The sequence below is a fragment of the Bacillus sp. BPN334 genome (genome assembly GCF_008368885.1).
In the GTDB taxonomy this organism is placed as follows: domain Bacteria; phylum Bacillota; class Bacilli; order Bacillales; family Bacillaceae_G; genus Bacillus_A; species Bacillus_A wiedmannii.
The window spans coordinates 345,135-357,128 of record NZ_QOZW01000012.1; the positions used below are offsets into that span (position 1 = coordinate 345,135).

Here is an 11,994-nt window from a genome sequence, read left to right on the forward strand (position 1 = left end):
GTATCTATTCACTCAATACTCAGAAGTTATGATCGGTGTGCCAACCACAATTGTATCTTTGTTGTCTGTAGAACGTATTGCTATTTGCACATTTATTTTCTCTCTATTTGTTGAAAGAGCGTCATCCCACTTTTTATTGTATGCGGAGACTGACACAAATGCTCTTTCTTCTATCTGTTCGATCGCTCTTGCTGAAAGATCTTTCAAAACCTGATTGGTTTTATTTTGCAAAACACCTTCAATCTTATCATTCAGTACACCTTGAACACAAGTGTAAATTATAGGTTTTTCACTAAAAATTTTATTTGTTTTCTGAATGTACTTCGGGTCCCATTTCGCCCCGCTTACTTCAAAAATAATGAAAGTGTTTTCTTTAGTATTTTCCTTACTCCATGTTACTACTACTCGTTCTTCATAAGAAGAAAATTTTTTATAGGATGTAGCTTTATATCCATCTGGAGATTGCTCTAATTCCCACTTTTGAACATTCGCCTTGTCCTTCACATCGTTTAACAACTTTTGAAACGTATGTATATTAGAAATTGTTTTTGTTTCTCGCGCTAACCATGACCACTTCTCTACTTTAGCATCATTTTTCTCTAAAGTTGCAATCATGCTCTCCATTTTCTGTTCATCGCTGATCGGTTTCATCTCTCTATATCCAACCAAAAATAAAACAACACTTATCACAACAATAAGAATGGCTTTAAGCTTCAATTTCATCCCCTCCTATCCCCATTGTTAACGGAGATATGAGGTTCTATACACTTACTTTACTAAATACGTTAAACTCTTTGAATAGCCTAAATAATCAAGGAAAAAGTTACTTACAGATGTCCCAATTGCAATTGTAATTAGGATGAGTAACACTCGCGTCTGCATCACCTTTCCAGACTTCATTAAACGCTCAATGTGAACACCTTGTAAGGCCCACCATGTAATGGTAATAAACAATAAATGCGAAACAATGGCAATCAGTGCTTGTTGCCCTAAAAGATGTGCCAAAAAATCGACCCCTTTTTACCCAGCTACTACTTACGAAATACTATAAAAACGATACCATAATAAGTAGGAGCCACACTTTTTCAAATACAAATAAGCATCTTACATTTCACATCATAATTTGCTCTCAAAAAACATATACCTACATGCATTTTCAATTGTAATTCACACAAAATAAAAAGCGCAGAGTAACAACTCCACACCTTTTATTTTCACTATTGTACCACGTTCCCTAAGAAGAAGAAATCCTTCATTAATGGAAAATATTCATAAAAGAAATTGTATCCAATCATCGGCATAATCCCTAGTATTACAATCGCAATTGCACAAAGGCTCATAACAACCTTTATATTCAATGGCAAACGAATTTTCTCTTCCACTTCTCCCGTCCGGAAAAACATTTGCTGTAAAATACGGAAATAATATACGAATGAGATGACTGTCGTCCCCATCATAATAGAAGCTAGTACGTAATGAGCTGGCTCTACATGCAGTGCACCTAAAAAGATGTTAATTTTCCCGATGAAACCAGCTGTTCCTGGTATCCCGGCCAACGATAATATAAAAATCGTCATCACTATCGCTGTAAATGGCGACCGCTTATATAATCCGGTGAAAATGGTAATGTTTTCTTTGTCGCTTTGTAAGATTAAGCCGTGGATAATTGCAAACGCGCCTATATTCATAAGCATATACGCAAGCATGTAAAACCACATGCTATCCATCGTAAATGGTGATAATGCTACAAGCGGAACGAGTAAATACCCCGCATGTGCGATTCCCGAATAGGCAAATAGACGTTTTACGTTATATTGCTTTAACGCTACTACGTTTCCAATAATCATCGTAATACTCGCTAGTACTACAATGTATATGCTCATACGTCCGTATAAAGATTGCATGTCTCCTTGCACCGATACACTTGCAAAAACCATGAGAAACAGACGAGTAATTAGTAAGAACCCTGCAATTTTAGAAATCGTCCCGAGAAAAGCAGTAACAGGCGTAGCCGCTCCCTCATACACATCTGGTGCCCACATATGAAACGGTACTGTCGCAATTTTAAATGAGAGTCCAACGAGCAGGAGTAGAAATGCGAGAGCTAACAATAACTGAATACCACCAGCAAGCTCCCCTGTGAATACTTTTTGCATATCCACGATATTAGTTGATCCTGTAATACCGTATAAATAACTCATTCCAAAGAGCGTAATTGCCGTTCCAATTCCTCCATTAATGACATATTTCATGGCCGCCTCGTTTGATGCACGGTTCTTTTTTCGTATTCCTACTAAAATATATGAAGAAAGTGAAAGCAATTCTAAACCGATGAAAAGTGTAATGAAGTCGACACTAGAAGCCATAAACATAGCCCCAAGAAGTGCCATTAAAAATAAGTAATAATATTCTCCCTTATCTTCAATTGGATTCTTCTTATCATCGCTCATTGCGGTGCATAAGATGAGGGCCGCTCCGCCTAACAACAACGTTTTGAACCCTTTTGAAAACCCATCTAACACAAACGATCCGTTTAAAATATCTCCTGTCGGTTCACCATATAGCGTAATTAATGAGACAATTGCTAATATGACGGCTGCGATTGCACTAAGCGCTACATATCTATGGTTCAACTTAAAAAACAAATCACATATGGAAAGAAGGATGGCAGCTCCGAGAATAATGAATTCTGGCACCATGAGATGCCATGATAAGCTAAGTAACGTATTCATATCCATCCTACTTCACCCCCAATGTTTTCAATGTATTTTGAAGCGGATCCCCTAGTATTTCTGGCATTACTCCAATTGCAATAATGCAGAAGATAAGTAGCAATATAGGGACATACTCCCATCCGTGTATATCAGCTTTCGCCTCCCACTCTTTCTTACCAAATGTTACTTGAAGTGTCGCTCTCAATACGTATACAGCGGTTAAAATGATGCCAAGTACACCGACTGTAGCAATGATTGGCTCCCCTTGGAATAAACCGAGAAAGGCAAGAAACTCGCTAACAAATCCAGACATTCCTGGTAATCCAAGCGATGCCATTCCTCCTGCTAAGAAGAAGCCGCTAAGTACCGGGACACTTTTTGCGAGTCCGCCAAGCGCTGTAATATCCGACGTTCCAAAGCGCTGTTCTATAACGCCCAGTAAGAAGAAGAGTAAGGCTGCAATTAAACCGTGAGAGACAACTTGGAATAGTGCCCCTTGTGTACCTGGTGCATTTAACGCCGCAAGGCCCATTAATACAATGCCCATATGCGAAATACTAGAGTAAGCAAGTACCTTCCGGAAGTCCGTTTGGATGAGCGCTAAGAAGGCTCCGTACAATAAATTAATGACTCCTAAAATCGCAATGAGCGTTGCAAACTCGCGAAAGTATTCCGGGAATAGCCCCTTTCCGAAACGAATCATACCGTATGCCCCAATCTTCAGTAAAACGCCCGCATGAAGCATAACTACAGCCGGATGCGCTTCAATATGCACATTGACCATCCAGCGATGTAACGGGAAAACGGGTAGTTTAATCGCAAAAGCAATCATTATGGCAAGAAACAAGCCGAACTGTAAACTACTTGAGACAGCCATTCCTCCCCCAGCACCTACACTCGTTAATATTTCTTTAAGCTCTGTAATATTTGTTGTACCTGTTTTCGCAAATAAAACCGAGAAAACGATGAGCAAAATAGCGGAGCCAATACCGTTATATATTAAATAACTATAAGCAGCTTTTTCACTCGACAATTTCCCCCACTTCCCAATTAATAAAAACATTGGTGGCAACGTAATTTCAAAGAAGATAAAGAACAACATTAAATTTTGAGCAGCGAAGACGCCGAGCATCCCTATTTCTAACATGAGTAGCAGCATATAAAAGGCTTTCAAGTTTCTTTTAATAGTAAATGCCGCAATTGCTGCAAGCATCGCTAGAAGGGCTGTCAGCACCATCATAACGAGCGATAAACCATCAATGCCGAGCTCGTAATAAATGGAAAACCATCTTTTATCCACCGCTGCAAGATCCCCAAATTTAATCCATTTCACTTTTTCATCAAATAGCGATAAACTCTTTCCAGAAGCATATGTACAAGCGAGAACGATAGCGATTCCAAATGGAAGCGCCGTTCCAAATAAACCAAGCGCTCGCACTGTACGCGATTCTTTTTTCGGTGTTAATACAAGTAAGAGAATTCCTAAAAGCGGGGAAAAAATGAAGAACGTTAATAACAAATCATTCATCGTAAATCCCCTCCCGTATAGAGCAAAATAATGACGAGTACTGCAAGCGAAACAACTGTTACAGTGCCGTACACTTGTACATTTCCGTTTTGGAGTCTAGAACCGAGTCCGCTTATCCCTTTAATTAGACTCCCTATTAAAATGGCAATTCCTTCGACTACATACACCTCAAATAAGCGAAGCACATGGGCGACTCCCTTCGTAATAGGGAGCACCGTCATATTGTATAGTTCATCCACATAATATTTTTCTTTCAAAAGGTTATAAAGAGGTGTTCCATCACCACCAGCCCAATCTCTAGAAATAGATTTCTTGCCATATATGAAATATGCAAGAGCAATCCCAGCAAATGAAACGATAGTCGCTACGATCATAATCCAAACTGGTCCGTGTGCCTCTCGCGTTTTAAATGCTACATCTTTCGTAAGCCAATCCCCGAGGAATGTCCCAAACCATGGTGTATTCATATAACCCGCCACTACCGCGAGAACGCCAAGGACGATCATCGGATACGTCATAATGCGGGGCGATTCCTGCACATCTCCCTTCGTCTTGGCTTCCCCAGTAAAGACAAGGAAGTATAGCCGGAACATGTAGAATGCTGTTAAGAACGCTGCAATTACTGCTAATATGAATAAAACGTAATTGCCATTCATCCAAGTCACCGCTAAAATTTCATCTTTACTAAAGAAACCTGAAAGGAGCGGAACCCCACTAATTGCAAGTGTACCGATTAAAAATAGTGCACCCGTTACTTTCATCTTCTTCTGTAAACCACCCATTTTATTAATGTCTTGCGTATGCACTGCATGAATGACACTTCCTGCCGCCAAAAATAGTAGCGCTTTAAAAAAGGCGTGTGTCGTTAAATGGAAAACACCAGCTACATAACCGGCAGATCCTAACGCAAGCATCATATACCCAAGCTGGCTCACTGTAGAATAAGCAAGCACTCTCTTTATATCCGTTTGTACAAGACCTATGGAAGCCGCAAAGATTGCAGTGAAGGCTCCAACGATTGCCACCGTCTGCATCGCCACCGCACTTGCTGAAAATAGCGGGAACATCGTCGCCACTAAATATACGCCAGCTGCGACCATCGTCGCCGCATGAATAAGTGCCGAAACAGGCGTCGGCCCTTCCATCGCATCTGGTAACCACGTATGAAGCGGGAACTGACCTGACTTCCCCATCGCACCGATAAAAATTAATATCGCTGTTATTGTAATCATCGTAGGGGTAAGATCCCCCGTATGAATCGCCCTAAATATTGCGTCATATTCAAAACTACCTGCATGCCAGAAAATTAAGATCATCCCAATAAATAAACCGACATCTCCAATACGAGTCATAATAAAAGCCTTTTTCGCAGCAGCCTTCGCTTCTTCTTTAAAGAAATAAAAACCGATGAGTAAAAATGAACCAAGGCCGACTAACTCCCAAAATATATAAAGCTGTAATAAATTCGGGGATATAACGAGCCCGAGCATCGCAAATGTAAAGAGCCCTAAATAGGCATAAAAGGTTGGTAATCTTTCCTCACCTTTCATATAACCTTTCGAATACACATGTACAAGTAAACTCACAAGTGTAACGATAAACAGCATTAAAGCCCCTAATGCAGTCACTTCAAAGCCAAATGATATATCAATATCTCCCGTTCTAAGCCATACCCACTTATGCTTCACGCTTGCTTCTGAAAATCTTTCTATTAATACAAGTACCGCAAATATAAAGGAGAGAAAGACGAGGAAAATACTAAGTACACTGCTTCCTTCTCTAATTTTCTTCCCGAATATAAGTAATAAAAAAAACGAAACAAGCGGGAAAAGCGGTATGAGCCATGCATAATCGATCATTGTTTCCTTCCCCCTTTTCGGTCACAATGTTATCCTTTGAGCGTATCCATTTCATCTACATGAACCGTCGTACGATTACGATACAAAGCAATTAAAATGGCGAGTCCTACCGCCGCCTCCGCTGCTGCTACAGCCATCGTAAATAGAGAGAAAATTTGCCCTGTTAAATTTGGGAACAAACCTAATTTACTAAACGCTACTAAATTCAAATTGGCCGCGTTAAGCATTAATTCAATACAAACTAATACAATCACTGTATTTCGCTTCGTTAAAGCTCCAAACAAACCGATGCAAAACAAAATAATCGCAAGCGTTAAATATGCAGAAGCTGGAACGCTACTCATTGGAATCCTCCTCTTTCTCATCCTTCTTCGCAAGTATAATCGCGCCAACAAGTGCTACAAGTAAAATAACTGAGGTTAACTCAAATGGAATAATATATTTCGAATAGAGAAGTGTACCGATTTGAAGTGTGTTTTTTTCATGGAGAGGTAAACTTCCTTGTGTGCTTTCATTTGCAAAATCAATATTGTTAACAGCGAAATACATAACTGCCCCAAATGCTACAACCGCAAAGAAGATAATCCATTTTCGAAGAGTAAGACGCGATTCATTTTCTGCGTTATGTTGTGTTAACATAATGCCAAAAATCATAATAATTGTGATCGCACCGGAGTAAAGTAAAATTTGTGCAACTCCGATAAATTCGGCCGATAAAAGAAAGTACAAACCTGCGATACTAAGAAATGTCAGAACGAGAGCTAGCATCATATGCATGACTTTCGTTAAGTTCAACATAAGAATACCGCCGATAATTGCAGACAAGGATAGTATGAAGAATGCTACAAACTCGCCATTCATGCTTTATTCTCCTTCCTGACGTTTTCGTCGTTTTCGTCAAGCCACTGCAAATTTTTAAATAAATCATCACGTGAATATTCCGCGAGTTCAAAGTTATTTGTCATAACAATCGCCTCTGTCGGACAAACTTCTGTACATAAATCACACAGAATACAAATTTCAAAATTAATGTCGTACGTGTCGATAATTTTTCCTTTTTTCGTAGGATCCGGATGTTTTTTTCCCGTTAACTGAATACAGTCTGTCGGACAAATATTGGAGCACTGATTACAAACAATACACTTTTCCGGATAAAACTTTTGAATACCTCGAAAGCGGTCCGGCAGCGGCAACGGTTGATTCGGATAATCATAAGTCACCTTCTTCTTACTCAAATTGCTTAATGTATATTTTAATCCTTTAAATAGTCCTTTCATCTCTTACTGGCACCCCCCTCATAGATTAGAAGAACAACTCCTTAATCAATGCCGTTAAGAAAATATTTGCAAGTGCAATTGGCAATAATACTTTCCAGCCAAACTCCATTAACTGGTCACCTCTTATACGCGGGAACGTAACGCGGAACCAAATTAATAGAAAGACTACACTGCTAAATTTCAAAGCAAACCATACAGCTCCTGGGATAAATCCAAGGAACATAACTGGATTCCATCCGCCTAAAAAGAGCACTGTAATTAAAGATGCCATTCCGAAGAAATATACGTACTCTGAAAGCATGAAAAACGCCCATCGAAACCCTGAGTATTCCGTATGATATCCAGAAACAAGTTCCGATTCTGCTTCTGGTAAATCAAACGGCGTCCTATTTAACTCTGCTACCGCCGCGATTAAGAAAACGACGAAACCGATTGGCTGCACGAAAATGTACCAAACATTCTCCTGCGCCGCTACAATTTCATTTAAATTCAGGCTACCAGCTAACAAAACGATGCCAATTACACTCATTACGAGCGGAATTTCATAAGAAATCATTTGCGCCGCCGCACGCATCCCTCCTAAAAGGGAATATTTATTATTTGATGCCCATCCTCCAGTTACGACACCAATCGTCGTAATGCCAGAAACAGCAATGTAATACAGTAAGCCTACGCCAATATCCGCGAACTGAAATTTATCAGTAAACGGGATGACTGCAAGCACCATAAATGCCGGTGCGAATGCAATAACAGGCGCTAATATAAACAACGGTTTATCTGCCGCTTTCGGAATACTATCTTCTTTCAGTAATAGTTTTAAAACATCAGCTACCGTTTGTAGTAAGCCGAACCGGCCCCCAACTTGGTTTGGGCCAATCCGCCCTTGCATAAAACCCATCACTTTCCGTTCTGCCAAAATACCATATGTAACGAAGCCAAGGACTGCAAATAATAGAAGCACCGCTAATCCGAAAAAAATGAAGAAATTCGTCCAGCTTGAAGGTGATTGTAAGAGCGTTTCAATCATTAGCCATCAACCTCCCCAAGTACAATATCAACTCCACCTAAAATCGTAATTAAATTGGCGATGTTTTCACCTTTCAATAACTTCGGTAAAATTTGCAAATTGTAAAAAGACGGCCTGCGAAACTTCAAGCGGTACGGCTCTTTCTTTCCATCACTAGCAATATAGCAACCAATCTCTCCTCGCGGCGATTCTATACGGACGAACGCTTCCCCTTTAGGCGCCTTAATGATTTTCGGTACTTTTGCTAGCACAGCTCCGTCTTTTGGAAACTGCTGGACAGCTTGCTCAACAATTTTTAATGACTCCTCAATCTCTTGCATGCGGCAAACGTAACGATCCCAAGCATCTCCCACACTCCCAACAGGAATATCGAAATCAAAACGATCATAAATGGAGTACGGTTCATCCTTGCGAAGATCCCAGTTTACTCCGGTACACCGCAAATTCGCTCCGCTTAAAGAATACGAAATCGCTTCTTCCGCGTTATATATACCAACGCCTTTTACACGATTTAAGAAAATCTCATTACCGCTAACGAGATCATGATAACCTGCTAATTGCTCTCTCATATACGGAACAAACTCTTCCACTTTTTCAATCCAACCGTCCGGCGCATCCCACTTTACACCCCCGACTCTCATATAGTTAAAAGTAAGCCGGGCACCGCATAATTCGTTTAATAAATTTATAATCATCTCTCGTTCACGAAACGCGTACAAAAACGGGCTGACCGCTCCTATATCAAGAAGATTTGTCCCCCACCAAACGAGGTGGCTTGCAATCCTTCCAAGCTCCATTGCAAGCACTCGTAAGTATTCGGCCCGCTCCGGGATTTCAAGCCCCATCATCGTCTCTACAGCATGGCAAATGACGTAATTATTCGTCATGGCCGATAAATAGTCCATTCGATCTGTATAAGGGATAATTTGTGTATACTGTAAGCTCTCGGCAATCTTTTCGGTCCCGCGATGCAAATATCCAATAACTGGTGTAGCTTCTTTAATAATTTCCCCGTCAATCTTAATAACAAGCCTGAACACACCATGCGTACTCGGATGCTGAGGCCCTACATTCAAAAGCATTTCTTCCGTACGGATCATAAGCTACACCTCCACATCATACGGTTCATAATCTTTCCTAAGCGGATACCCTATCCAATCATCCGGCATTAAAATACGTGATAAATTCGGATGTCCCTTAAATACAATGCCGAGCAAATCATATGCTTCTCGCTCTGGCCAGTCCGCCCCTTTCCAAAGCGCTGTCACCGATTCTACTTGCGGCTCTTCCCTATCCAACTTCACCTTCACCGCTACTGACTGTTTCTTTCCATATGAAAATAAATGAACATATACTTCCATATGTGTCACAAAATCCGTCGCATGTAGCTCTGACATATAATCAAAAGCAAGTCCCTCATGGAATCGCAGTAACTCCATTACTTCATAATATTTTGAGGGCTCCGCCACAAGAGTTGGCACATCTTTTGAAAGTTTATTAATATAGGAATCTACTAATGTATCCTCTCCTATGTTTCCCTTAATAACTTCAACATACTGATTTAAATACGGCTGATTCACGGATGGCTCTTCCTGCTTCGGCTCCTCTTCCGCTTTACCTTCAGCGCCCTTTGTCTTCGCCCTTGCTGCCGCAGCCGCTTTCGCTGCTGCAATTGCCTTCGCCTTTTCATCTCCCGATTCCCCATCACCTTGCGAGGCCTTCTGCTTCGCTAGAGCCGCTGCCTTTGCCTTTGCTGCTGCCACGGCCTTTGCTTTCGCCTTAGCCTTGTCCTCTTCCGTTACTTCTTCGGTTCCTTCTCTTTTCTGCTTCGCTAATGCCGCTGCTTTTGCTTTTGCCGCAGCTGCTGCCTTCGCTTTCGCCTTTTCTTCTTCCGGTATTTCTTCTATTCCTTCTCTTTTTTGCTTGGCTAACGCTGCCGCTTTTGCTTTTGCCGCGGCTGCTGCCTTCGCTTTCGCTTTGGCCTTTTCTTCTTCCGGTATTTCTTCTATTCCTTCTCTTTTTTGCTTCGCTAACGCTGCCGCTTTTGCTTTTGCCCCGGCTGCTGCCTTCGCCTTCGCTTTGGCCTTTTCCTCTTCCGTTACCTCTTCTGTTCCTTCTCTTTTTTGCTTCGCTAACGCTGCCGCTTTTGCTTTTGCCGCGGCTGCTGCCTTCGCCTTCGCTTTGGCCTTTTCCTCTTCCGTTACCTCTTCTGTTCCTTCTCTTTTTTGCTTCGCTAACGCTGCCGCTTTTGCTTTTGCCGCGGCTGCTGCACGTCGTTTTGCTTCTTCCACAGTCATACCATCATTTTTTGGTAGCGCTTTCTCTTTTTCTTGATCTTCTTCCTCAAGTTTCCTTATTTCCGCATCATGTTTCACAACGAGACGCTTTCTCGCCTCTTCTTTCGCACGCCTAGCCGCTTCTCTTTTCAAATCCTCTAGGTCTTTATTTGGATCACTCATTTATTCGTCACCTGCTTTCCTGTCTTTGCCTCGTAACGAATTTTTTCTTTCAATTTATTAATTCCATAAATTAAAGCGGCGGGATTTGGTGGGCAGCCAGGAATATACACGTCAACTGGTACAATTTGATCCACACCTTTCACAACAGCATATGAATTTACATATGGGCCACCTGCTGTCGCACAAGATCCCATTGCAATCACCCACTTTGGTTCAGGCATTTGATCGTATAAGCGCCGAACAATAGGAGCCATCTTCTTCGTTACCGTTCCCGACACAATCATAACGTCCGATTGCCTTGGTGAAGTCCGAAAAAATGACCCAAATCGATCTAAATCGTAATGTGATGAACCTACTCCCATCATTTCAATTGCACAGCATGCTAGTCCGAATGTCATCGGCCATAAAGAATTGCTCCGTGCCCATCCTTTCAACTGCTCCAATGTAGAAAAAAAGATATTTCGTTCTAATTCCGCTCGTTCATTTGGATGTAATTCCTCAAAATTTATAACCATTGTAACACCTTCTTTTTCCAAGCATACGCTAATCCAACTAGCAACATTACAACAAAGATGAGCATTTCAATCAGTGCAAATAAACCGAGCTTGTCATATGCAACAGCCCATGGATATAAAAATAAAGTTTCTACATCAAAGATGACAAACAATAAAGCAAAAATATAATAACGAGCATGAAACCGAATATTTGCATCATGAAAAGGCTCAATCCCACTCTCATACGTCGTCGCTTTCGCTGCACTTGGTTTGTTTGGACGCAGCATCCTTCCTAATGTAAGAGCCACTACCGGCAGCAATATACCTAATAGCAAGAAAATCAAAACGATCATATAACTATTTTCATATACACTTGCCATTGTGAAACCCTCCCCCCTGAATTAAGAACAAGTTCACTTAGTAAACAATATGTCCTAGTTGCAGTAATTATTATTTTTAAATTTTTCTAAATAATGCAACTATTTTAATCATTATAGCAAACTTCAAATTCCTATGTCGATATGTTGGGGACAGAAACGAGAATTATTAAAATCTATTTTTATAACTCGCTATACCTGTGCAAAATAAGTATAGAAATTATATATGTTTTTCAAGAAACAATAAAAAATAAAAAGA

General features: G+C 40.7%; 13 protein-coding genes. All 13 read right to left on the minus strand.

The window, feature by feature from the left end:
• Positions 1 to 12: 12 nt before the first annotated feature.
• The 13 genes from DN393_RS19515 to nuoA all read right to left on the minus strand — a co-directional run bounded on the left by DN393_RS19515 (position 13) and on the right by nuoA (position 11,738).
• Positions 13 to 717, minus strand: coding sequence for a YwmB family TATA-box binding protein (locus DN393_RS19515; RefSeq protein WP_370458093.1), 705 nt, complete (start codon positions 715 to 717; stop codon positions 13 to 15).
• A gap of 51 nt (positions 718 to 768) precedes the next feature.
• Positions 769 to 1,005, minus strand: coding sequence for a DUF1146 family protein (locus DN393_RS19520; protein ID WP_000940744.1), 237 nt, complete (start codon positions 1,003 to 1,005; stop codon positions 769 to 771).
• 212 nt (positions 1,006 to 1,217) lie between these two features.
• On the minus strand, positions 1,218 to 2,732 hold the full coding sequence (gene nuoN, locus DN393_RS19525; RefSeq protein ID WP_323135203.1) for an NADH-quinone oxidoreductase subunit NuoN: 1,515 nt from the start codon (positions 2,730 to 2,732) through the stop codon (positions 1,218 to 1,220).
• 7 nt (positions 2,733 to 2,739) lie between these two features.
• Positions 2,740 to 4,242: an NADH-quinone oxidoreductase subunit M gene (locus DN393_RS19530; protein ID WP_149173780.1), complete on the minus strand. Its 1,503-nt coding sequence runs from the start codon at positions 4,240 to 4,242 to the stop codon at positions 2,740 to 2,742.
• Positions 4,239 to 6,101, minus strand: coding sequence for an NADH-quinone oxidoreductase subunit L (gene nuoL / locus DN393_RS19535; RefSeq protein ID WP_149173781.1), 1,863 nt, complete (start codon positions 6,099 to 6,101; stop codon positions 4,239 to 4,241). Before nuoL ends, DN393_RS19530 begins: the two co-directional genes overlap by 4 nt.
• A gap of 29 nt (positions 6,102 to 6,130) precedes the next feature.
• A complete protein-coding gene (gene nuoK, locus DN393_RS19540; RefSeq protein WP_000100078.1) occupies positions 6,131 to 6,445 on the minus strand; it encodes an NADH-quinone oxidoreductase subunit NuoK in 315 nt (104 codons plus the stop codon).
• The gene (locus tag DN393_RS19545) at positions 6,438 to 6,962 is read right to left on the minus strand and encodes an NADH-quinone oxidoreductase subunit J (protein WP_064476115.1); all 525 of its coding nucleotides are present in this window, start codon (positions 6,960 to 6,962) and stop codon (positions 6,438 to 6,440) included. Before DN393_RS19545 ends, nuoK begins: the two co-directional genes overlap by 8 nt.
• The gene (gene nuoI / locus DN393_RS19550; protein ID WP_000677191.1) at positions 6,959 to 7,378 is read right to left on the minus strand and encodes an NADH-quinone oxidoreductase subunit NuoI; all 420 of its coding nucleotides are present in this window, start codon (positions 7,376 to 7,378) and stop codon (positions 6,959 to 6,961) included. Before nuoI ends, DN393_RS19545 begins: the two co-directional genes overlap by 4 nt.
• Positions 7,379 to 7,403: 25 nt before the next feature.
• Complete coding sequence (gene nuoH, locus DN393_RS19555) at positions 7,404 to 8,405, minus strand: NADH-quinone oxidoreductase subunit NuoH (RefSeq protein ID WP_000573430.1); 1,002 nt, start codon at positions 8,403 to 8,405, stop codon at positions 7,404 to 7,406.
• On the minus strand, positions 8,405 to 9,505 hold the full coding sequence (gene nuoD, locus DN393_RS19560) for an NADH-quinone oxidoreductase subunit NuoD (RefSeq protein WP_098101694.1): 1,101 nt from the start codon (positions 9,503 to 9,505) through the stop codon (positions 8,405 to 8,407). Before nuoD ends, nuoH begins: the two co-directional genes overlap by 1 nt.
• Positions 9,506 to 9,508: 3 nt before the next feature.
• Entirely contained in the window at positions 9,509 to 10,864 is a 1,356-nt protein-coding gene (locus tag DN393_RS19565; RefSeq protein WP_149173782.1) for an NADH-quinone oxidoreductase subunit C, read from the minus strand.
• The gene (gene nuoB, locus DN393_RS19570; RefSeq protein ID WP_000236331.1) at positions 10,861 to 11,379 is read right to left on the minus strand and encodes an NADH-quinone oxidoreductase subunit NuoB; all 519 of its coding nucleotides are present in this window, start codon (positions 11,377 to 11,379) and stop codon (positions 10,861 to 10,863) included. The genes DN393_RS19565 and nuoB overlap by 4 nt, the downstream gene beginning before the upstream one ends.
• Positions 11,370 to 11,738 (minus strand): NADH-quinone oxidoreductase subunit NuoA, encoded by a 369-nt coding sequence (gene nuoA / locus DN393_RS19575; RefSeq protein ID WP_000179273.1) that lies wholly within the window; start codon positions 11,736 to 11,738, stop codon positions 11,370 to 11,372. The genes nuoB and nuoA overlap by 10 nt, the downstream gene beginning before the upstream one ends.
• Positions 11,739 to 11,994: the final 256 nt, after the last annotated feature.

Excerpts from the sequence above, each read along its gene's own strand:
- nuoN (WP_323135203.1), bottom strand. The coding sequence starts at position 2,732 with ATGAATACGTTACTTAGCTTATCATGGCATCTCATGGTGCCAGAATTC.
- DN393_RS19530 (WP_149173780.1), bottom strand. The coding sequence starts at position 4,242 with ATGAATGATTTGTTATTAACGTTCTTCATTTTTTCCCCGCTTTTAGGA.
- nuoL (WP_149173781.1), bottom strand. The coding sequence starts at position 6,101 with ATGATCGATTATGCATGGCTCATACCGCTTTTCCCGCTTGTTTCGTTT.
- nuoK (WP_000100078.1), bottom strand. The coding sequence starts at position 6,445 with ATGAGTAGCGTTCCAGCTTCTGCATATTTAACGCTTGCGATTATTTTG.
- DN393_RS19545 (WP_064476115.1), bottom strand. The coding sequence starts at position 6,962 with ATGAATGGCGAGTTTGTAGCATTCTTCATACTATCCTTGTCTGCAATT.
- nuoI (WP_000677191.1), bottom strand. The coding sequence starts at position 7,378 with ATGAAAGGACTATTTAAAGGATTAAAATATACATTAAGCAATTTGAGT.
- nuoH (WP_000573430.1), bottom strand. The coding sequence starts at position 8,405 with ATGATTGAAACGCTCTTACAATCACCTTCAAGCTGGACGAATTTCTTC.
- nuoD (WP_098101694.1), bottom strand. The coding sequence starts at position 9,505 with ATGATCCGTACGGAAGAAATGCTTTTGAATGTAGGGCCTCAGCATCCG.
- DN393_RS19565 (WP_149173782.1), bottom strand. The coding sequence starts at position 10,864 with ATGAGTGATCCAAATAAAGACCTAGAGGATTTGAAAAGAGAAGCGGCT.
- nuoB (WP_000236331.1), bottom strand. The coding sequence starts at position 11,379 with ATGGTTATAAATTTTGAGGAATTACATCCAAATGAACGAGCGGAATTA.
- nuoA (WP_000179273.1), bottom strand. The coding sequence starts at position 11,738 with ATGGCAAGTGTATATGAAAATAGTTATATGATCGTTTTGATTTTCTTG.